This window comes from Mesorhizobium sp. J8 (assembly GCF_016591715.1).
Classification (GTDB): Bacteria; Pseudomonadota; Alphaproteobacteria; order Rhizobiales; family Rhizobiaceae; genus Mesorhizobium.
Map to the genome: position 1 here is coordinate 1,818,360 of NZ_AP024109.1, position 20,540 is coordinate 1,838,899.

General features: G+C 60.9%; 17 protein-coding genes. 12 read left to right on the top strand and 5 right to left on the bottom strand.

Going from position 1 to position 20,540, the window contains the following annotated elements:
- Position 1 precedes the first annotated feature (1 nt).
- From MJ8_RS08260 to MJ8_RS08275, 4 genes are all read left to right on the top strand, one after another.
- The gene (locus MJ8_RS08260) at positions 2 to 2,203 is read left to right on the top strand and encodes a GumC family protein (protein WP_201413925.1); all 2,202 of its coding nucleotides are present in this window, start codon (positions 2 to 4) and stop codon (positions 2,201 to 2,203) included.
- 30 nt (positions 2,204 to 2,233) lie between these two features.
- On the top strand, positions 2,234 to 3,028 hold the full coding sequence (locus MJ8_RS08265; RefSeq protein ID WP_201413926.1) for an AAA family ATPase: 795 nt from the start codon (positions 2,234 to 2,236) through the stop codon (positions 3,026 to 3,028).
- A gap of 239 nt (positions 3,029 to 3,267) precedes the next feature.
- Positions 3,268 to 4,626, top strand: coding sequence for a lipopolysaccharide biosynthesis protein (locus tag MJ8_RS08270; RefSeq protein ID WP_201413927.1), 1,359 nt, complete (start codon positions 3,268 to 3,270; stop codon positions 4,624 to 4,626).
- Positions 4,607 to 5,713 (top strand): glycosyltransferase family 2 protein, encoded by a 1,107-nt coding sequence (locus MJ8_RS08275; protein ID WP_201413928.1) that lies wholly within the window; start codon positions 4,607 to 4,609, stop codon positions 5,711 to 5,713. Before MJ8_RS08270 ends, MJ8_RS08275 begins: the two co-directional genes overlap by 20 nt.
- A gap of 244 nt (positions 5,714 to 5,957) precedes the next feature.
- Here MJ8_RS08275 and MJ8_RS08280 read toward each other — a convergent pair whose 3' ends face one another.
- Entirely contained in the window at positions 5,958 to 6,431 is a 474-nt protein-coding gene (locus tag MJ8_RS08280; RefSeq protein ID WP_225248188.1) for a helix-turn-helix transcriptional regulator, read from the bottom strand.
- A gap of 455 nt (positions 6,432 to 6,886) precedes the next feature.
- Here MJ8_RS08280 and MJ8_RS08285 point away from each other — a divergent pair, with 455 nt between their 5' ends.
- The gene (locus tag MJ8_RS08285) at positions 6,887 to 8,548 is read left to right on the top strand and encodes a sensor histidine kinase (protein ID WP_225248189.1); all 1,662 of its coding nucleotides are present in this window, start codon (positions 6,887 to 6,889) and stop codon (positions 8,546 to 8,548) included.
- Positions 8,549 to 8,647: 99 nt separating this feature from the next.
- Here MJ8_RS08285 and MJ8_RS08290 read toward each other — a convergent pair whose 3' ends face one another.
- Positions 8,648 to 9,304, bottom strand: a complete 657-nt coding sequence (locus MJ8_RS08290) for a LuxR C-terminal-related transcriptional regulator (protein ID WP_201413930.1) — start codon at positions 9,302 to 9,304, stop codon at positions 8,648 to 8,650.
- A 421-nt stretch (positions 9,305 to 9,725) separates the two neighbouring features.
- Here MJ8_RS08290 and MJ8_RS08295 point away from each other — a divergent pair, with 421 nt between their 5' ends.
- The 7 genes from MJ8_RS08295 (at position 9,726) to MJ8_RS08325 (ending at position 16,620) form a co-directional block, all read left to right on the top strand.
- Positions 9,726 to 10,448 carry a nucleotidyltransferase family protein gene (locus tag MJ8_RS08295; RefSeq protein ID WP_201413931.1) on the top strand — a complete coding sequence of 241 codons (723 nt, stop codon included), beginning with the start codon at positions 9,726 to 9,728 and terminating at the stop codon, positions 10,446 to 10,448.
- 37 nt (positions 10,449 to 10,485) lie between these two features.
- On the top strand, positions 10,486 to 11,622 hold the full coding sequence (locus tag MJ8_RS08300; RefSeq protein WP_201413932.1) for a DegT/DnrJ/EryC1/StrS family aminotransferase: 1,137 nt from the start codon (positions 10,486 to 10,488) through the stop codon (positions 11,620 to 11,622).
- Positions 11,619 to 12,293: a sugar transferase gene (locus MJ8_RS08305; RefSeq protein WP_201413933.1), complete on the top strand. Its 675-nt coding sequence runs from the start codon at positions 11,619 to 11,621 to the stop codon at positions 12,291 to 12,293. The genes MJ8_RS08300 and MJ8_RS08305 overlap by 4 nt, the downstream gene beginning before the upstream one ends.
- Positions 12,294 to 12,356: 63 nt before the next feature.
- Positions 12,357 to 13,361, top strand: coding sequence for an SDR family NAD(P)-dependent oxidoreductase (locus MJ8_RS08310; protein ID WP_201413934.1), 1,005 nt, complete (start codon positions 12,357 to 12,359; stop codon positions 13,359 to 13,361).
- A complete protein-coding gene (locus tag MJ8_RS08315) occupies positions 13,358 to 14,626 on the top strand; it encodes a hypothetical protein (RefSeq protein ID WP_201413935.1) in 1,269 nt (422 codons plus the stop codon). Before MJ8_RS08310 ends, MJ8_RS08315 begins: the two co-directional genes overlap by 4 nt.
- Positions 14,613 to 15,872, top strand: coding sequence for a polysaccharide biosynthesis/export family protein (locus MJ8_RS08320; protein ID WP_201413936.1), 1,260 nt, complete (start codon positions 14,613 to 14,615; stop codon positions 15,870 to 15,872). The genes MJ8_RS08315 and MJ8_RS08320 overlap by 14 nt, the downstream gene beginning before the upstream one ends.
- A 55-nt stretch (positions 15,873 to 15,927) precedes the next feature.
- A complete protein-coding gene (locus tag MJ8_RS08325; protein WP_201413937.1) occupies positions 15,928 to 16,620 on the top strand; it encodes a N5-glutamine methyltransferase family protein in 693 nt (230 codons plus the stop codon).
- An 18-nt stretch (positions 16,621 to 16,638) separates the two neighbouring features.
- Here the strand turns inward: MJ8_RS08325 and MJ8_RS08330 are convergent, their stop codons facing one another.
- From MJ8_RS08330 to asnB, 3 genes are read right to left on the bottom strand one after another with little or no spacing between them, the layout of a single operon-like run.
- Entirely contained in the window at positions 16,639 to 16,914 is a 276-nt protein-coding gene (locus MJ8_RS08330; protein ID WP_201413938.1) for an acyl carrier protein, read from the bottom strand.
- 50 nt (positions 16,915 to 16,964) lie between these two features.
- On the bottom strand, positions 16,965 to 18,518 hold the full coding sequence (locus MJ8_RS08335) for a class I adenylate-forming enzyme family protein (protein WP_201413939.1): 1,554 nt from the start codon (positions 18,516 to 18,518) through the stop codon (positions 16,965 to 16,967).
- A complete protein-coding gene (gene asnB / locus MJ8_RS08340; RefSeq protein WP_201413940.1) occupies positions 18,515 to 20,536 on the bottom strand; it encodes an asparagine synthase (glutamine-hydrolyzing) in 2,022 nt (673 codons plus the stop codon). The genes MJ8_RS08335 and asnB overlap by 4 nt, the downstream gene beginning before the upstream one ends.
- Positions 20,537 to 20,540: the final 4 nt, after the last annotated feature.

Consider the following 20,540-nt stretch of genomic DNA (forward strand, 5'->3'; position numbering starts at 1 on the left):
AATGGCAGGTTCCGCCGTCAGCCGAATGAAACTTCCGCAAACCGTTTCCCAGCCTGCTCCAACAGTTGTCGAGCACAGGGATCGCATCCGGCCGCGGCGCGAATACGACCCACCTACGCCCACGCACGAACTGCTGGCGGCCCTGGCAAGAAGAAAATGGTTGATCCTTGCCTTTGCGCTTGTCGGTGGGGTGCTCGCGGCTCTAGCCGGCTTGGCCCGACCGGTGATGTTCGAGGCGACCAGCCAGTTGATAATCGACCCGCCGGCGCGCAGTTCCGTTGCTCCAGGCGGGTCGTCGGCGCAGGACCTTATCGATTCCAGCATCGATGATCACATCACCATGCTTTCGTCTCAGGGCCATCTGCGCCGCGTCGCGGCGGCATTGCACGACATGGAAGGCGCCACGGGGGCGCAAGGTTCGTCAACCGGAACGTCCGAGCCTAATTCAACTCCTGCCTCGATAGGGTCGCGTGCTGCAGAGATCATCAAGCGACTTTGGCCGGACAGTGGGCAGGACGCGATCGATCCCGACCTGAAGCTTTTGAGAAACAGAATACGAATTGGGCAGGAACTGCGATCGAGGGTGATCTCCGTTGCCTTCGCGGACGAAGATCCGGAACGAGCCGCCAGGGTCGCCAATACATTTTCCAAAGTCTATATCGACGAACTCGCGAAAAGGCGGCAGGCCGAAGACAGGCTGGAACTCGATACAGTGGTCGCCAGTCTGCCCGCCGTGCAAGGCGACCTCGTTTCGGCGACCGATCGGCTGGAGAAATACAGGCTGAGCCATGGCGCCGTTGATCAAGGCGCGGCTGACAATGCAGCCAGGGAAAGGGCTGATCTCAGCCAGCAGATATCGATGTCCAACGCCGATCTCACGGCGATGGAGGCGCGCCTTAAACATATCCAGGATCTTCGCAAACAGGGTGCGCCAATCGCCTCCCTGGCCGAAGCCATGGGCGCACCGGAGCTTGTCGACCTTGCGGCCCGCCAAGCCAAGACGCCGGCGGACAAGGAGCTGAGCGCGAGGATCGACACCGAGATCCAGCAGGGCCTGGCGAGCGTCGAGACGCAGGTGAACACCTACCGCGCCCAGGTCAAGGCGCTGGAAGATCGCAAGGATGTTCTCGATGTCGTCGTGGCCGACACGGCGAGCCGGCTTTCCGGCTTGCGCGCGCTCGAACCCCAGGTCAACCTGCTAACCCAAAGATACAACGACCTCCTTAGTCGGCAGCAGGATCTGACGCGGCGCATCGCCGCTCCCTCAGCAGGCGTCTCGATCCTTTCCCCGGCATGGCCGCCCGCCAAACCGCAGACCTTGCCGCCGATCTTCCTGGTGCCTCCGGGGATGATCGCTTTCGCCATATTCGGCGCAGCCTTCGTGCTGTTCCGCAACAGGTTCAATCGCGCCCTGCGCGGCGAGGCCGAGACCGAAGCAGCGCTCAGAATTCCTTGCATCGGCCTCATTCCTGAACCCGGCAAGATCGTCATGAGGCAGCTGCGGCAATTGATTCTGGATCAACCCAGATCCACTTACAGTCGTGCCATCACGTCGCTTCTGGTTAGCGCGGCACCAAACCAGGCCAGGTTGCGTTCCCCACATGCCATCTTGGTCACGTCCAGCCTGCGCCATGACGGTGCGAATGAACTCGCCTGGAGTTTGGCGTTGGCCGCTACTCGGTTGGGTGGCCCGGTTCTTTTGATCGATCTGGAACCTACGGACCATCAACTCACGCAAGAATTCGTCCGCCAGGGCGGCGGGCCGAAGGCTCACCGGTCGTTCGGCGATTTTATCCGCAACCGCTGTGCTCTGGAGGATGCGATCGTGAGTGTGCCTGGTGCGGGCGTCGACCTGATGACCGTTGCGCCGGCCGAAGATTTGCTCGAGCTTCTGGCACGTGCAGACAGTCTTGAATGCAGGGATGAACTCCAGGCTGCATACAGCCTGGTCATTATCAACGGGCCATCCGGCCTTGCCGGCCCGGAAACAAGGTTCCTGACGAGTTGGGCGGACGCGATCCTTCTTGCCATCCGATGGAACAGGACGCCGCGCGACATCGCCCGCGGCGTTTTGGAGTTGCTTCAAAGGGACGGCGCGAGCTCGATTCCGATTGGGAGCGTCCTGACCCGAGTCAATCTGAAACGACATGCCAAATATCGGTTCGGTGACAGCGGGGACTTGTTGCTTGCGCGGATACCGTGAGTCCAGTCGCGCTATGTCGAGTGTTGAACCGTGATCGTCGAGCTCTTCGGTCCGCCAGGTTCGGGCAAGACAACCTTAGCCCACGTTCTTGCCAGCCGGTTGCGCGAAGACGGATACCGTGCCGAGGTTGTCCGCAGCTACCGACCAGCGATCAGATCCGGAACGCTTGATCTGGGCGTCCTCCTGTTCGTATCGAGGATCGTTTCGGCGACCGTCTCCACGGCTAAGGTGATTTTGTCCCGACGGAACAGCGGATCCATTTTATCGAAGTCCCTGCTGATGCTCAGAGCGATGCCGCCGAAAAAGCCGATCTGGCGTGCCCGGATTTGGCAACAAATACTGAAGCTGTCGCACGCCTGGGAACGAGCTAAGCTGACCCATGATATCCTCATCTTCGATGAGGGTTACGTTCAGGCGGTGGGATCCCTCGCATTGCTCAACGGGAATGCGGACAAGACCGTTCTCGAAACGATGCTGGGCGATGTGCCGGTGGCGGATCTCACGATCAGGGTTCTGGCGCCGCGAGCGACTGTCGCGGCTCGTCTTCGCCAGCGCATGGAGCGTGAGCCTCCGGCGGAGCGGCTCTTCGAGGCCGATTTCGAAGTTAATATGCGTTCCTTGAGCGTCTTCAAGACGATAAGCGATATACTTGCCATGTCAGGGCGAGACGTCGTTTGCGCCAAGACTTCAAGCCAACGTTCCACAATGAAAAGCACGCAAGTCGTCGAGCGGGCGATCATTGCCAGATACATTCTGGGCACAACGGATGGTGAGCACCGGCGGGTCGAGCAGCCATCCGAAACACTGGGACTCTACGGGCCGTAGGCCGCCATAGTATTGCCTTCCAACCTGATGATCCAACTCCGGAAAATGCAGCTGATACGCTGGCAGGGCCGTTGCCCGCCAACCGGGCTTTGCGACATCCGCCATCCACGTTTCATTTCCCCGCCATGGATCGAACCGGCGTTTGGATGCGCGCCATCATTCAGGTGAATGATGGCGAGGTACGACGGCCCCCATAGGCTCCCTTCCAGTCGTCAGCCGTTTCTCGGAATCGCGAAGCAATGTCCTACAGCGACTTTCTGAGATCTAGGGAGGGGCGGATAACAGCAAGCCCGATCGGCAAGATCGTCCGCGCGGCGGGCGGCGTTTCAGCAATGGCGATTGCGGGGCAACTCACCCTCGTCGCCACCATTCCGATATTGGCCCGCCTCTATTCACCTGCCGATTTCGGCGTCTTCACGATCTATCTCTCAACGGTGAACATACTCGGTGCCGTCGCAGCGCTGCGCTTCGAGCCCTCGCTCTATGGGGTCAAGGAAACCGAGCAGACCTACGTCACCGTAAAGCTCATCGTGCTGGCGGTATTGACGACCGGTGTCCTTGCCTTTGCGGTCGGGCAGATGCTTTTGGGTCTGGCGCCCGCCCAGCTCAGACATCTGTTCTGGCTCGTTCCGATCGGCATGAGCGGCGCCGCGCTCGTCGAAACGATGAATTGCTGGGCCTTGCGGGCGGGACTATTGCGCGATTTCGCTCTCGGCCGGCTGATCCTGCCGGCCACCATGGCGCTGCTGCAGTTGGCTTTTGGCTTCGCCCATCTCGGAGGCGAATCCATGGTGCATGCCCATGTCCTCAGCCAATTCATCTTTCTCGTCTTTCTGGGCCGTCGGATTCTGAGTTGGGACGACCTGTGTGGGATTTATCGAGCGCCATGGAGAAGCGCCCTCGAGAAGGCAGTCAGGGAATACAAGTTTCCCCTGTTCGATATCCCCGCGACCCTCGGCAGCTATGCCATCAACAATCTGCCGGCAATACTGGTGGGTTCCTTGTTTGGAGCGGCTTTCGCCGGTTACCTCGGCGTCGCGACACGGCTGGTGACAGGACCCATCGTGCTGATAGCCACTCCGCTGAGCAATGTTTTCGTCGCCGAGGCGAACAAGAGCAGCGATCGCAGGCATATGCTCGGCGTCGCGCGTGGCCTCCTCATCCTTGTCACGGGCCTTACCGCGCTGCCGATATTGGCGCTTGGCCTGGCTGCCCCGTACCTCGTCGTCCCGCTCCTGGGTGAGGCCTGGCTGCCGACGGCACAAATCATGACTGCTCTGGCATTCATGGGCGCGGTGCAGGCCTTGTCGACACCGCTCAGTGAAGTTCCTGCCCTGTTGCGGCGGCAGGAGGTGCGGCTGGTCGTCGACGCAACGCGGATGGTGCTTGTCTTCGGTCCGCTGCTCGCCGGCGCCAAGGCGGGGTGGGAACCTATCGACGTCATCTACCTCATGGCCATCGGCGGGATGGTCGGATTTGCCATCAAAACCGCGGCCTCACTGTACCTTCTGAAGCGGGACATCGAACCGGCACAGGCAACATTGTCCAGTCCGTATCCAATCGCGAGGAAACAGCACGATGAAGCTCCAGTTGAGTAGCGACGCGCGTCCTGAGGGATCTGTGCCGCCGCTAGAGCCGATAGCCGGCGGCAAAAAAGAGACAAATCTGTCGGCGATTGGCCCCGTGGCCAATGTCGCTCATGCTGCCGACGCATCACCCGCGCGCCCATTCATTTCGGTTGCCGTTCCGACGTTTCGCCGGCCGGACACCATCAGGCGCACGATCGACAGTGTCGTCGGGCAGGACTTTTCCAGCTGGGAACTTGTCGTCAGCGACGACGAAGGATCAAAGGGGTCGAGTTGGCCTATCTTGGAAGAGTATGCGCGATGCGACCCGCGCATCCGCATCGTCGAAAACATGAGGGGCCAGGGGCAGGTGGAGAACACCAATAACGCCATGCTTGCCTGCACAGGCAAGTGGATAAAATTGCTGCATGACGACGACTGGTTGGCCCCGGGAGCTCTGAAGAGGTTTGCCGAGATCTCGTTAAAGTATCCGTCGGCTGCGTTCATGACCTGCGCGGCGCATGTGGTCGAGGAAAACCGGATCGTAATGCGGTCGGATCCGCCGGAGCAAAACCGGGTGTCGCTCTATTCGAGCCAGCAGTGTCTGAGAGACCTCTATCTGGTACGAGTGACCAGGAGCCTTGGCATCATCCCTTCGACGTTGCTGATCAACGCCGCCGTGATCCACGCCGGATGCCAGATGCGCGCACACAAATCCATCCCGGCCGGCGTCGATCAATTGTTCTTTGTCGATCTGGCCCGTTACGGCGAGATGGTGGCAATCAACGAAGGGCTGATCTTCTATGATGCGACACACCATCCGAGCATAACGACCTCGAAGAGCTACGAAGACGTGGATGAGGTCACTCTTGCCGTCAAACAGCTCAATTGGCAACTGATCGAGGATAGAAGAGGTCTCCCGAAACCGGAGCCGCTTTTGCGTGCGCTGCGGGTCGCTCGCATCCCGGCCAGGTTCCGACATCAGTCCTGGCGCACGACAATGCGAGACGCCGTGCAGATCCTTCGGCCATCCGTGATGAAGATCGCGAACCAGTATGCCCTGGAATACCTGTTCAGGATCCGACCGAAACTCGGCGCGCTGCGCACCCGTAAACGCTGATATGCTCGTTAGGTGCCGAGGCCTGGGCGAGGAATTGCGTTCGTACCCGCGGGCCAGCTCGACACCGCCACCCTGCGCGAGCCGTTAGGCGTCATTGGCGTCGAGACCTCATTTGGCTGATGCCGTAGGAACAAAGGCGGCAAGAGAATGGAGCCGTCCGCGGGTCCATGAACCGTTCGGGGCAGACCGTGCAGCAAGTGGTGCGCGCCCTCGGAAAACCCAGGCGCGCCATAAGGTTCTGGTTCTACGGCAGCACCGAGATGCGCCCGAGAAGAGCGACCAATTCCGCCTGACGCCTTGTCTCTGTCTTGGCAAACAGCGAGGCGAGCTGGGTGCGGATTGTGGTTCGGCTGAGCCGGCTGCGCTCGGCAATTTCCAAAGGGGCATCGCCACTCGCCAAACGCAACGCCAATTGCGTTTCGGCGCCGGTCAATCCGAACATTTTCCGCAGGGTCTCCGGATTGGGCCCGGTTCTCGGCTGGCGATCAAGAAGCGCGACGATGACCGACCCATCGGGGGTGACAACGCCTTCTTCCGTCATGATAACCGGCCGGTCGCCGGCGTTGCGGATAACGATCCAGGACAACGATCCAGCAGCAAAATGGGCCGGCACGCCAGCTATCAGATTCCTCAGCGCCGCAGATAGATCGCCGGGTGAATCCAGGGAATCCGCACAGGCCCCGAGGATGGTTTCGGCGGCCGCATTCCATTCAAGCACTCTCTTTGCCTCACCCAGCACAAGCCACCCGCAGCCAATGCGCTCGAGCATACCGGTTATGGAATTAAGGCACGGCCGCACGCATGTACCAGCTGCGATTGGCCTGGTGGCTGTACGAGAGGCGCTTCGCGCGAAGGTAGTCGTTGTTCTGCTGCCGGCTCCGGCCGCTCCCATGCCGAGCCTTGCCATCGGCCTCGTTTCATTTCGCCCGCTGACCAGATTCATGGAATATCTATCCTTGTTCTCTATATCTCGGCTGTCGGCGCTTGACGGCCGACAGCCAGACGATCGGGTGTAGGCAGCATAAGACCTTGGTTTTTGGCGGTCTGAAAAGTAAGCAGACGTACTAGCTGCGCGCTCGACGGCGTAACCTCAACGAGCTAGACCTAAGGTAGTAGTTAGGTCGGATGAGGTTGTGGAGGAGATCTAACCTGCCCCCAACACACTTGGCCTCGATGGCTGTCCTGGTCGCTACGCTGCTCTTTGAGGTGGCTATCTTCCTCACGGGCGGCACGGACCCAGCCTTCCTCGAATTTGTTCCGGCGATCGTTGTCGTCGCTTTCCTGGAAAACCGGCTGGTTGCGATCGGATCAACGCTTTTGATGGCGGCCGCCGGGTTGGGCGCCAGGGTAATTGTGGGCGGCCAGTCCCCAGCCGATGAGTGGGTGCGGGCCATCCTGCTTGGGCTTGCCGGGGGGATGATCGCCTTCCTTTTTGATCGGTCCAGGCGAAGCCTACAAGCCGCACTGGACGTCAAGCTCGCTGCTGTCGAAGCTGCAGGGTCGCGTTACCGCCGAGCTTTCGAACGCGCTGCGCTGGGCTTTGCGACGGCGGACGACAGAGGAAAATTGCTGTGGCTGAACAAACGCCTCAGCGTGTTGCTTGGTTATCCCGAAGACGATCTTGTCGGGCGGCGCATAGACGAGCTTGTCCATCACGGTGACCAGGCGCTGCTCAAGAGTTCGCTCGCCGCATTGACGTCCGAAGTGCCGTGGTTCAGCTCGGAAGTGCGCCTGATCCGAAAGGACGGCAGCACGCTCTGGGCTTGGTTGACGCTTTCTCTTTCTGCGTCGGATACGGTGCCGTCGGACAGTCTTTTTGTGGTGGTGGATGACATCACCGAGCGGAGAGCCGCCCGCGAAGCACTCGTAGCCCAAAACGAATGGCTCGATCTCGCATTGTCCGCCGGCCGGTTAGGCACCTGGAGAATAGACTATGGCCAGGATGCCATTTCGGGCTCGCGGCAGTTTTGGGAGATTCTTGGGTTGCCTCCGATGGCATTCCGCCCTCTTTCCGATCTGTCCTCAATCGTTCATCCAGCGGACTGGGATAAGCTCGCAACGCCGCCAGGAACGAACCTGCGGGCAGCCAATTACGACGTGGAGATTCGCCTTAAGCGCCCCGACGGTCCAGTCCGTTGGATAGCCCTGCGAGGACGCGAGGACGGCCGAGACCAGCGCATTGGCATCGCCGCGGATTTGACCGAGCGGCGTCAAACGACGCTGCTGCGCGCGGCGGTAAGAAAGCAGGAAACCCTGATGCTTGAACTCCGCCACAGGTTCAGCAACCTGTTCCCTGTCATCACCGCGATCGTGAAGATGCAGGATGCGCCGGAAGGCAACATCGTGAAATTCAAAGAAACCCTGGTCGAGCGAATTCGCACGCTCGAGGCGACGCACATGCTGCTCACGCGCGGTGCGGATGGATCATCCAGCATTCGCGAGCTGGTCGTTCAGGAACTCCAGCCCTTTTCGAATGACGGCAAGACGACAATCACGGGGCCCGACATCAAGATTTCAGGCGGAACGGCGGAGAGCTTTGCGATGATCATCCACGAACTCACCACCAATTCAGTCAAGCATGGCGTGCTAGGCGACGCTGAGGGTAGGGTCGAGGCACGTTGGGCTTTCGCTTCAGGCGGGACAGCCGAGGTGATCGTATTTGACTGGATAGAAACGGGCCGCCGACGTGCGGCTCCGATCAAGCGCCACGGTTTCGGGTCGATGGTCCTTGGGGTCGACGGAACGCCCCTTGTCGGTCATTCCTCGCAGTTCGAAGTCAGGGAGGATGGATTTCGATATTCGCTTCGGCTGTCGCCAAAAGAGATTCAAGCCTAGAGCGTCACCGTTTCACGGAAACGGCGAACCGCTCTATCTCTTTGTTTTTACGCAATTCCAGACGGAAAACCGCTCACATTTTCCTTGAATTGCTCTAGCTCACACGGTCCCCAGCCAGGTCTTTATCAGAACTGCCGCTTCCGTTCGGTTTCGAACTCCCAATTCCCGCATGATTGCCGCAGCATGGATCTTCGTCGTAGCCTCTGCGATATCGAGATCTCGCGCTATCTCTTTGTTGGAATAACCTTCCGCCATCAGCCTTAGGACATCCTTTTGCCGGGATGTGAGCCTTTCGAGAGCGCCGGCGCCGGCGCTGCTGCCGTGACGGACCTCGAGCACCTGATCGTGTGCTCCCAAATGTCGGGACAGGAGCGCCGGTACGTAGATGCGGCCTGCCAGGATTTCCTTGACAGCCAGCACGACCTCGTCGTCGCTTTGGGATTTCACGATATAGCCGTGCAGCCCCACATTGAGAGCGGTCAGGATTTCGGAGCGGGAATCGTTCCCGGAAACAATCGCAAACCGCGTATCCGGGTAGGCCACCAGGACATCGCCGAGCACTTCCTGAGTGAAAAGCCCCGGCATGTTCAGATCGAGCATTGCGAGGCTGACGCACTCGTGTTCGGCAAGGAGGCCGACCACGGCATCGAAGCACGCGGCCTCAAATATCTCGACGTCCTCAATGCCAGCAGTCAGCGCCGACCGTAAGCCACGCCTATAGAGACCGTGATCATCGGCGATGACAATTTTGTACATTGTACCCCAACGCACATACTTTCGGCCCGGGGACTAGGGCACGCGTCCAGAACGTTTTGCCTATAGGACCAATTCTGTGACGATGCGGGACCTGTCCGCCAAACCGGAACCCAACAGAGATGCGCCTCTTCCGATCGAAAAGTTACTCTGCGTTTACCATAATGCAAAGTCGGACCTTGGTCCCTGACGATAGCGGCGTTCACGCCTGGCGCACGCTCCAGCCAGTCTGCGTGCCATCGTCGCTCAACTGAATGCGCCATTCGAACGCACGACGACAGGCCGGCAGGCTAAGGGTATCTCTCGCTCAATTTCGGAGTAAGTCCGGCAGGTCGGGTGGCAGGAGCCGCACGATGGAGGTTTCCGGACGCTGGGATTCGGTTGTTGGCCTGTGTCGGCCGTGTGCGCAGGGAGTGAGTGTCCTATGAAAGCGGTTATCCAATGCGGTGGAATGGGGATGCGTCTGCGCCCATTCACATCGGTTCTGCCAAAGCCTCTGATGCCTATCGGTGCCCGGCCGGTGCTTGAATTGCTGCTCAAATGGTTGCGGCGCAACGGCATCGAGAACGTCTACGTCACGACTGGCTACCTGGGTCATCTGATCCGCAGCGTGTGCGGCGACGGTTCGCAATGGAACCTCAAGATACGCTATACGCAGGAAATGGAACCGCTCGGGACCATCGGCCCGCTCTCTCTGATCAGGGACGAACTGGACGAACCATTTCTGGTCCTGAACGGCGATGTGCTTACCGATCTGAGCCTCAGCCGTTTCGTGGCGGCGCATCGGGCGCACAAAGATCTGGTTACGATCGCGACGGCGGCGCGCGTCACCAAAATGGACTTTGGCGTCATCGACGAGGTCAATGACACCGTCCAGGTGTTTCGCGAAAAGCCTGCGCTCACGCATCTGGTGAGCATGGGAATCTACTGCATGAACCCGGCGGTCCTCCAGTTCATTCCATCGGGCATCCCCTTCGGCTTCGACGATCTCATGTTGCAAATGCTCCAGGATGGGCAGGTCGTGCACGTCTACAAGCACGAGGGGCTTTGGCTGGACATCGGCCGCGTCGAAGACTTCCAGAAGGCGCAGACGATTTCCTGGGAGGAGCAGTCGGCTTCGATAGAGGTCGCCGCGGCCGCAGCCTGAGCCGATTTCCAGTTGCGAGAGTCACCGGGAGGTTGGGATGCTCTTGGTTAGTGCTCCCTTGTTGGGTGTGCCGGAGAAGGCTGCCTTGTCGAAAGTAATCGACAGCGGCTGGCTGACGATGGGCGAACGCGTCAGGGCATTCGAAGAAGCCTTCGCCGCAGTGCACGGCGCCGACGATTGTGTGGCCGTCAGTTCCTGCACCGCGGCCCTTCACCTTATTCTCCATGGACTTGGGATCGGACCCGGCGACGAGGTTCTGGTCCCTTCGTTGACATTCGTGGCGACCGCGAACGCAGTCTTGTACGTGGGCGCCAAGCCGGTCTTCGTCGACATAGAGTCCGAGGACGTGCCTCTGATGTCGATCGAGGATGCGGAGGCAAGCTGCACTTCCCGCACCAGGGCGGTTATCCTCGTCCATTTCGCAGGCTATCTGGCAGACAAAGAGAAGTGGCAGACATTCGCAAGCGTGCGAGGGCTCTACATTATCGAGGACGCAGCGCATGCTCCTGGCCTGAAGGAGGTTGGGACCTTCGGTGCGGGAGCGGCATTCAGCTTCTACGGCAACAAGAACATGACCACCGCCGAAGGCGGCGTGGTCATCACGCGTGACCCCGACCTGCGGGAGAAAATTCGCCAGGCGCGTGGCCACGGGATGACCACCGGCACGCGGCAGAGGCTGAACAGCCGTACGCCGCAATATGATGTGACCATGCTTGGCTTCAACTATCGCATGGACGAGATGCGGGCCGCCATCGGCTTGGTTCAGCTTCGCAATCTGCAGGAATGGAATGAGGTCAGGCGCGTCCTCGTCACACTGTATCGACGCCTCATCGCCATGCGCTGTCCCGCCGTATCGATGCCGTTCGCCGAACCGCGCAGCTCTGCCTATCACATCATGCCGATCCTGTTGCCCCGCTATGTCAACAGACAAGAGGTCATCGACGAGCTGCGCACCCAGGGGATACAGACGACAATTCACTATCCGCCTGTGCATCAAATGACGCTCTACCGCGAGCGCTTCCCCGGCGTTCACCTGCCGCGCACTGAGGACTTCGCCGACCGCGAACTGACCATTCCGCTGCATCCGCAGATAACATCTCCCGTGGCGGAAGCAGTCGTGGATGCCCTGGCATCCGCCCTCAACAGCTGCGTCCGGCCGGGGGCAGCGGCATGAACGCATTCGACATGCCCATTGGCCGGCTTGCAATGCGCTGCGTGAGCCATGGATTTTGCCGGCGCGCCATCGACATCATTGCCGCATCGCTTGGCCTCGTCGTCCTGTCACCGCTAATGCTGCTTATCGCAGTGGCGCTGTTGGTCGAAGGAGGCAGCCCAGTGCTTTTTGTTCAGCCTCGCATCGGCGCCGGCGGTCGACTCTTCCGCATGTACAAATTTCGAAAATTCCATCCGCAGTGCGGCGCCACGGGACTCGCGCTGACGCTTGCGAACGACGCCCGGATGACGAGGGTAGGCAGGTTCCTCGCTTTCAGCAAATTGGATGAATTGCCGCAGTTGTGGAACGTCCTGAAGGGTGAAATGGCGCTGGTCGGCCCGCGCCCGGAAAGCCTGTCTTTCGCCGAGTGCTTCAGGGACGGCTACGAAGCTGTGTTGCAATACAAACCGGGCCTGTTCGGTCCTGCTCAGATCATGTTTCGCCATGAGGCTCATTTCTATCCTCGAGATATCGAGCCAACCGTCTTCTACAAAGAGGTCCTGTTTCCGGCAAAGGCGAGGATCGATCTTTCTTATTATGGCCGCCGGACAATCCTCTCGGATGCGGCGCTCATCATTCGAGGTGTTTTCATCGTTCTCGGCATGACTGCGGACCGTTCGACCGGCGCTTGAGCCGTTCGAAGGGTCGCCGCAGCATTCGCCGGGTTAAGGCCAGGGAGCGAGGGCTGTCAGGAAATGACCTACCAGGGAAAGAGGGTTTTGGTCACCGGGGCGGATGGATTCATAGGATCGCATCTGACTGAAGCTCTGGTGCGCGGCGGGGCCGATGTGACGGCATTGGCTCTCTACAATTCGTTCGACAGCCACGGGTGGCTGGATGATCTGCCTGACGAGATCCGAAGCCAACTCAAGCTTGTCCGTGGCGACATCCGCGACTGTGCCTTCCTGAACCGGATCGTACGCGGCCAAGCCATCGTGTTTCATCTCGCGGCCTTGATCGCCATTCCATACTCCTACGCAGCCGCCCAGTCCTATGTGGAAACCAACGTCCTGGGTACTGTGAATGTGCTTGAAGCCGCCCGCCAGTGGGACACCGAGCGCATTGTGCACACCTCGACCAGCGAGGTGTATGGCACGGCTTTGACCATGCCGATCAACGAAACCCACCCTCTGCAGGGCCAGTCGCCCTACTCAGCCTCAAAGATCGGAGCCGACATGATGGCGGAGTCCTATGCCCGCTCGTTCGATGTTCCGGTCGTGGTGCTTCGTCCATTCAACACATTCGGGCCACGGCAAAGCGAACGGGCGATTGTTCCGACCCTCATCAGGCAGGCCGTCGACCCCAAGTGCCAGGCCATCATGGTGGGGGATACGAGTCCGGTTCGCGACCTTACCTTCGTCGAAGACACGGCCGCAGCGTTTCTCAGCGCAGGCTCCGCCGAGCTCGAATTCGGCCATGCCTATAATGCCGGAAGCCAGCGTGCCGTGACCATTTCCGACGTGCTGGATCTTGTGCTGGAGTTGAGCGGCTCCAGCAAGCCGGTCCATCGTGACGAGAGCCGGCTGCGCCCGCAAAATTCCGAAGTCCGGGCACTGCTGGCGGATTCATCCCGGCTTGAGAGCGCAACAGGATGGAGGGCCCAAACCGACTTGCGAGAAGGCCTCAGACGAACCGTCGCGTGGTGGCGGGCGCGCCTGACCGAGGGCCGAGTACGTCATGAGATGAGCTACATGACATGAGGTTTCCCGCGCTTTCCGCCGCATTGCTGCTGGTTTGCGTTGCCGCGCTGCTTGGCCTGCGGACAGCCGGCGGTCATGGAAGCAACGACTCTGTCGGCTTCATAGCGCCGGTGCCGATGGATTTGCCGGGATATCTTCGTCCAGCCACCGATCCCGCATTCGGCACGAGCATCGTTCGCATCACCAAGCCTGGTGCTCTCGGAAATGGAGTCTTTTGCGGACCCAAATATTGCAGCCACCGCTATTCGAGCGCTCAAGCCTGGAACGCGGACCAGACATTGCTTCTCCTCGACAATGGCTGCAACGGAATGTGCTTCCTCGACGGGCACACCTATAAGGCCCTGTTTTGGCGCAAGAAAGGGGGCGAGTGCGAGTGGCATCCCCGAAACGCCGAATTGATGATCTGCGTTCAGGACCGCGCGGTCTCCACCTGGGCGCCCCGGACCAATCACGAAGATATCCTTTTCACATCGCCCGACTATCACGATCTGCAATTCGGTCCATCGAAGGGCAATCCCAGCCGGGACGGTAGCCGCATCGCGGTCCGCGCTGTCCGCAAGGACGGCGCGGATGTCGTTTTTGCCTATGATCTGAACCAGCGGCAGAAATTTCCGGACATCGACCTTGCTCAGGTGCCCGGGACGGCCAGTTCCTGCACGATCTCGCCGCTCGGAACATATATCCTGTGCTTCGAAAATCTACCGGATGGGACAGAACAGCGCGCCATCTTCACCGTCGACGGCACCTTGCATCAGCGATGGACCGACAATCATCGTCCAGGCCATGGCGATCTGACGGTCGACGCGGACGGCAGCGAAGTCTATGTCGGCATAAGCAAATCCGACCCGGACAAGTTCCAGGTCATCAAGCGCAGGCTGTCGGACGGGAAGGTGACCTCCCTGACCGCGTACGGCGAGGCGGAGCATGCATCGACGAGGGCCATCGCCCGGGGTGAGTGGGTTTTCCTGAGCTATGGCGGTGACCCGCACGAGGTATCGGCCAATCCCGGCTGGGCTCCCTATGCGCGCGAGGTCATCGCCCTTCGCATCGACGGCAGCGGCGCCGTCCGTCGTGTCGTGCAGACGCGGAACCCCCCTTCCGACTACTGGAGCGAAACGCATGCCTCGCCCTCTCCGGACGGCTCCCAGGTGATCTGGTCGAGTAACTGGGGCGTGCCGGGCGGCCCGGTCTATGAGTTCGTCTCGCGGCTCGATTGGAGCGAACGCCAAAACCCCAAGGAGGTTGTTGCCAATGACCAGCCTTAGCCGGTTCTCCTTCGCGCTTCTTGCAGTCTGTGCCATGACGTCCATGGCCGTGGCGGCCGAGACATCGACCTACCGGATTTCGCCCGGCGATACGGTCGAGATCGGAATAACGTCCATTCCCGACCGGACGCAGCGTGCCGTTGTTCAGATGGATGGCACGATCGTGCTGCCCGAAGCCGGCACGGTCTCCGTCGGCGGTCTGACGCCACCCGAATTGCAGAGCCGTATGCAAACGATCCTGCCGACCAAGATCTTCCATATCCGCATGCCCGACGGCCGCGAACAGATGGCCGTCGTAAGGCCGAGCGACGTGACGGCGATCATCGCAGAGTACCGCCCGATTTACGTGACCGGCGATGTTCTCACCCCCGGACAGCAGGCCTACCGTCCACTGATGACCGTGCGCCAGGCGATCGCCGTGGCCGGCGGCTTCAGCCTTCTGCGGGCGCGGACCAACCAGCCAGGCCCCGATCCGACGGATCTGCGGCGCGATTACGAGATGATCTGGGGAGAATACACCAAGGATTACTTCCACAGCGCGCGCCTGCGGGCCGAGCTCGACAAGCAGGAAAGCTTCGACACGCAGCCCCCGCAAGGATCGCCGCTTTCGCCATCGCTCGCGGCGGGCATAGCGAAGGCTGAAGCGGAAGCGCTCAAGCTCTCCCTGGATAATTTTCAGCAAGAGCAAAGCTTTGTCGAAAAGGGCGCCAAGGATGCCGCAGCGCAGATCGAGACGCTGATGAAGCGCGCGCAGGATGAAGCGGATGGCGTCAAGGCCGATGAAGAGGATCTGGAGCAGGTCACCAAGGCGTTCAAGGCCGGCAACCTGACGAACAATAGGCTCGCCGACGTCCGGCGCGCCGTCCTGCTGTCGTCCAGCCGGGCGCTGGAAACATCAGTCGAGCTGATGCGGACACAGCGTCAGCGGGAAGACTTTGCCCGGCAGCTCGAGCGCAACGAGAACCAAAGGCGCATCGGTCTGCTGAACGAATTGCGGGACACCGAGGTTCGCCTGGCCGACATCGGCACAAGGCTTCGCGCCGCGAGCCAGAAGTTGCAGCCCGTGGGCGCGACCGCCGCGCCTCTGTCGATTGCCGGCGAAACGGTTCGGGCCCAGATGACGATCGTTCGCAATGTCGATGGGCAGTGGCGCAAGCAGGCTGCGGACGAGGATGCCGAGGTGGCGCCGGGAGATACGATCGAGGTCAGGTTCAGCAACGAATTGGAGAGCGCGGCGGCACAATAACGCCGGCGCTTCTGCACCATTCGGCGAGCGCTGGATCCGGTTGTGGAGGCAAGTCTTGAGCCAGGACATCGATGTCGCGGACGCCTATAGCAGAGGCAGCGCGGTCTTCATGGGAATGGAGATGCTTGTCGCGTCCGGTGCGCTTGTTCCAAGACCGGAGACGGAGTTGTTAGGCTCGACAGCCGTCGACCTGTTGCGTCAGATGAACCTGCCGGCGCCGCGCGTGATCGACATGTGTTGCGGGGCCGGCAATCTCGCCTGTGCGATTGCCCATCAGGTTCCCGCGGCGCGGGTTTGGGCAAGCGATCTTACCGATGGATGTGTCGCGGTGGCGCGCCGGAATGTCGCCCATCATGGGCTGGCCGATCGGGTGTCGGTTCACCAGGGCGATCTGTTCGAAGCTATCTCCACGCTGGTGCCTCAGGGTTCGATCGACGTCGTCGTTTGCAATCCGCCCTACATCTCTGAGAAACGGCTTGAGAGCGACCGCTCTCACCTGGTCGCTCTCGAGCCGCGCGAGGCGTTTGCGGCCGGGCCTTACGGCATCGCCATCCACATGCGCGTGGTGAAGGACGCTTTGCTGTATCTGCGGCCCGGCGGCGTCCTCCTGTTCGAGGTTGGCCTCGGCCAGGACCGCCAGGTCGGCAGCCTGCTGGAGCGCAGCAGGAGCTATGAGAGAATTCGCGCCGTCACCAACTGCGCCGGCGAGGCGCGTGTGGTGCTTGGATACGCCAAGCCGCAGCCTTGAGCGCCTCGCAGATGGAGCTCATCCCCTCTTGCGCGCGATGAACTGCGCTATGCCCTCGATGGAATCGAGGTTTTCCGGGAGCAGCTCGCTGTCTTCCACGGCGATGCCAAAAGTCTCTTCGATGAAACCGATGATTTCGAGCACGCCGGTGGAATCGACGATGCCCTGATCGAGCAGCGATTCCGTGGCGCTGAGCGATTTCACGTCGGCGATGTAGAAGTTCGAAGCCAGGAAATCGCGGATCTGCCTGGTGTAAATGTCGCCCGCAGGCTTCGTGGCCAAAAAATTATCCATAACCCACCCTCCGATAAAGCTAAATACTGTCCGTGCCGTTCAACAGGCGCTTACGAAAGAGCCACCTTCTTGAGTTTCCCTGTATCCGTCCTCGGCAGGCTGGGCACGATGACGATGGACTTTGGGACCATGAAGTTTTCAAGCCGCTTCTGGCATTCCATCTGAAGCTGCCGCTCGCCGACAATGTGACCTTGCTCGATCACGACGAAAGCCTTCACGGCCTGGCCGAGAAGCTCGTCAGGCACGCCAACTACGGCAGCCTCCTTGACGCCCGGGATGTTCACCAGCACGTTTTCGACTTCCTTCGGCGCAACCTTCTCGCCCCGCGATTTGATGATCTCGTCGCCGCGGCCGATGAAATAGAGGTAGCCCTCCTCATCCATCCGGCAGTAGTCGCCGGTGTAGAGCACCTGCTCGCCAGGCAAGGGGCCGGGCCTGAGCTTCCTGGCGGTTGCTTCCGGTTTGTCCCAGTAGCCCTTCATCACCGTCGCGCCGCGGATGACAAGCTGGCCGACGGTCCCAGGCTCGACCCGTTGGTCGTTGTCGTCGACGATCCACATCTCGGTGTTCGGGATCGCGATCCCGACGCTCAGAGGCTTCCTAGCCAGGTCTTCCGGCGGCAGATAGGTGCAGCGCTTGCACTCGGTGAGCCCGTACATCGAATAGATCCGGGCGCCCTTAAACAGGTCCCTGAGCATGGTGATGTGCTTGAGCGGCAGGGCGGCGGCGGTGTTGGTGACATAGCGGATGCTCGAGAAATCGTGATCCTTCAGCGACTTGAGCTCCGCCAGCGAGGCGAAGATCGTGGGCACGCCGGGGAAGCCGGTGATCTTCTCGTCCTTGATGACCTGAAGGATCTGCGCCGGAAAGGCGAAGGAGCGTTCGAGAACCAGCCGGGCACCGGTGCGAAACGCCATCAGCATCTGATAAAGGCCGTAATCGAACGCGAGGGGTAAGACGTTGAGAATGACCTCGTCTTCGCGAAGCTCCAGATAAGAAGCAATCGACGTGCATGCGGCCGTCATGTTGCGGTGTGTCAGCATCACGCCTTTTGGCTCGCCCGTGGATCCGGACGTGTAGATGATGGCGGCGAGATCGATGTCGATCGATCTGCGCGTCGGTGCCGCGGGACTCCTCGCGGCCGCCATTTCCCAGCGTACCGCATGCGGCAGCTGGCTGAGTTCGTCGTCCCCGATCGGCCCGGACACGATCACTTGGCGCAACGAGTGACAATTTCGCGCCGGCTCGTTGAACACAGAGCGCAGATGCTGGTCGGTGATCAGCGCCGCCGGCCGGCAATCATTCAGCAGGTAGTCGAGCTTCTCGCTTTTTGTGAGCGGGTTGACGATGCTCACGACTGCGTTTGCCTTCAGCACCGCCCAGAAGCTGACAACCGTCTCGACCGTGTTGTCGGCGAAGATCACCACCCGATCGCCGCGTTGCACGCCGGCTGCTGCCAGAGATTGTGCGACCCCGTTGGAACGCTCGTCGATTTCGGCGTAGGTGACGCGCCGCCTGTTGCAGACCAGCGCCACCTTGTCGCCGAGCCGGCCGGCCGAGTGGATCAGGTAATCATGCAGGAGCGGTACGGCGCCGTGGATCATGCCAGCTCCCTTTCGCGATGCTCGTAATCGACATCTATGCTGAGATCCGGCCTTGTCGCGCCGGCAGGACGGCTTGCGACAAATTGCTGGTGCAGAAGCTGCGTCGAGAGCACACCGACCAGGGCCATGTTGTCGGAATTCGACATGTCGCCCTCGCCGGTTCGAGCCCGGCACTTTCCGACCAGCCGGCTCACCGACTGGGGATCAAAGACGCCGGCCGCCCGCACTGCCGTCTCGGACAGGGCCTCACCAATATAGGCCGGCGCACCGTGGGCAAAGAAACTCATCGCATTGGGCGCCCGGTAGGGCTGCTTCTTCCGGGCGACAACCTGCGGCGGCAGGATCGGCGCCGCAACGCGCTTCAGCACGTGCTTCTCGTCGAGGCCGCGCAGCTTGTAGGAATCCGGAAGCGCATTCGCCAAGGTAACGACATTGTCGTCGAGGAAGGGAAAGCGGCCCTCGATGGAATGGGCCATCAGCATCCTGTCGCCCTGCGAGGAGAGCAGGTAACCCGACATCAGGGTTCGGATCTCTATATATTGGTCCTGGGCGAGGGGACTCCAGCGCAGAAATTCGGCCGGCAGCGTCGAGATCAGTTCGCTCACGGCATCGCGGCTTTCGGAGGCAGCCCGCATATCGGCGCAGAACAGGCGCTTGATGGCAGCGGTCGTGCGCCAGCGCGTGTCATGCGCAAATCCGGCCGTGGCGTGGGCCTCAATATTGCGGCCGAAGAACTGGCGAGCCAGTGCCTGCTGATGAACCGGCGAGCGCGAGAGGTAAGGATAAAGCCGCTCGAGCAAGCGGGCGCGCCTTGTCGAGGCCGGCTGGCGTCCCCAGAAGCGGCGTACCTTGCCTTCGCGGAACAGGTCGTAACCCGCAAACATCTCGTCGGCGCCTTCGCCGGTCAGGACGACTTTGATGCCGCATTCCCGCACGAGCCTTGACAGCAGGAAGAGCGGCGCCGGCGCGGTTCTGAGGATTGGGCGCTCGGTGTGGCGGATCACCTCGGGAAAGACTGCGGCTATGTCGCTGCGGGAAACGACCATTTCGTGGTGCTCGCTGCCCGTCGCGTCTGCGACGAGTCGCTGGAATTCGGTCTCGTCATATTCGGCATCCGCAAAACGCAACGAGAAGGTCTGGAAACGCTCGCCCGCGAAGCGCCTTCCGAGGGTGGCGACAAGGGAGCTGTCGAGCCCGCCTGACAGATAGCAGCCAACCGGCACGTCCGCCTGCACGATCCGCAAGGCCGTGGCGCCTTCCAGCATCAGCCGCACTTCCTCCACCGCCTCGTCCAGAGAGCCGCCAGATCGCTCCTCGTCCCGGTCCTGGATTTCCGGAAAGCGCGGTTGCCAGAATGGGTGTTCTCGCGCCGCGCCCTTCTCATAGAGGCGCACGTGTCCGGGCGGGAGTTCCCGGATGCCCTGGAACACGTTCTGCGGAGCAACAGCCGTCCATAGGGTGAAGGTCTGATCGATGCCAGCCGGATCGAACGCACGCGAGATAGCGATCTCGGCCGCGAAAATGGCTTTGACTTCGCTGGCAAAGAACAGGCGGCCGCCATGCTCGCAATAATGCAGCGGGCAAATGCCGTAGCGATCGCGCGACAGCACCAGCCGGCCTATAACCGGATCCCAGATCGCCAGCGCCCATTGGCCATTCATACGCTCGAAGGCTGCCTGGCCCCACTCCCGATAGGCGTGCAGGACGACTTCGGTATCACTGCGGGTGCGGAACCGATGCCCGAGGGCGAACAGCCGGTCGCGCAGCTCAAGATAATTGAAAATCTCGCCGTTGAAGACGATCCACGCAGGGCCATCGACGTCGGCAAGGGGCTGCTGCCCGTGCCGAAGATCGACGACCGACAAGCGGGCATGCGCCAGCCCGGCGCGTCTGTCGCGATAGAGCCCCTGTTCGTCGGGACCGCGGTGGGCAAGCGCGCCAGCCATGCGCAGCAGCGCTTCGCGCGAAGGCGGTTCGGCGGCGTCGTTCAGCGCCAGTATTCCGGCGATCCCGCACATCGGC

Bases quoted from the DNA above. Each gene is read 5' to 3' on its own strand.
- MJ8_RS08260 (WP_201413925.1), top strand. From the start codon at position 2: ATGGCAGGTTCCGCCGTCAGCCGAATGAAACTTCCGCAAACCGTTTCC.
- MJ8_RS08270 (WP_201413927.1), top strand. From the start codon at position 3,268: ATGTCCTACAGCGACTTTCTGAGATCTAGGGAGGGGCGGATAACAGCA.
- MJ8_RS08275 (WP_201413928.1), top strand. From the start codon at position 4,607: ATGAAGCTCCAGTTGAGTAGCGACGCGCGTCCTGAGGGATCTGTGCCG.
- MJ8_RS08285 (WP_225248189.1), top strand. From the start codon at position 6,887: ATGGCTGTCCTGGTCGCTACGCTGCTCTTTGAGGTGGCTATCTTCCTC.
- MJ8_RS08290 (WP_201413930.1), bottom strand. From the start codon at position 9,304: ATGTACAAAATTGTCATCGCCGATGATCACGGTCTCTATAGGCGTGGC.
- MJ8_RS08295 (WP_201413931.1), top strand. From the start codon at position 9,726: ATGAAAGCGGTTATCCAATGCGGTGGAATGGGGATGCGTCTGCGCCCA.
- MJ8_RS08300 (WP_201413932.1), top strand. From the start codon at position 10,486: ATGCTCTTGGTTAGTGCTCCCTTGTTGGGTGTGCCGGAGAAGGCTGCC.
- MJ8_RS08305 (WP_201413933.1), top strand. From the start codon at position 11,619: ATGAACGCATTCGACATGCCCATTGGCCGGCTTGCAATGCGCTGCGTG.
- MJ8_RS08310 (WP_201413934.1), top strand. From the start codon at position 12,357: ATGACCTACCAGGGAAAGAGGGTTTTGGTCACCGGGGCGGATGGATTC.
- MJ8_RS08315 (WP_201413935.1), top strand. From the start codon at position 13,358: ATGAGGTTTCCCGCGCTTTCCGCCGCATTGCTGCTGGTTTGCGTTGCC.
- MJ8_RS08320 (WP_201413936.1), top strand. From the start codon at position 14,613: ATGACCAGCCTTAGCCGGTTCTCCTTCGCGCTTCTTGCAGTCTGTGCC.
- MJ8_RS08330 (WP_201413938.1), bottom strand. From the start codon at position 16,914: ATGGATAATTTTTTGGCCACGAAGCCTGCGGGCGACATTTACACCAGG.
- MJ8_RS08335 (WP_201413939.1), bottom strand. From the start codon at position 18,518: ATGATCCACGGCGCCGTACCGCTCCTGCATGATTACCTGATCCACTCG.
- asnB (WP_201413940.1), bottom strand. From the start codon at position 20,536: ATGTGCGGGATCGCCGGAATACTGGCGCTGAACGACGCCGCCGAACCG.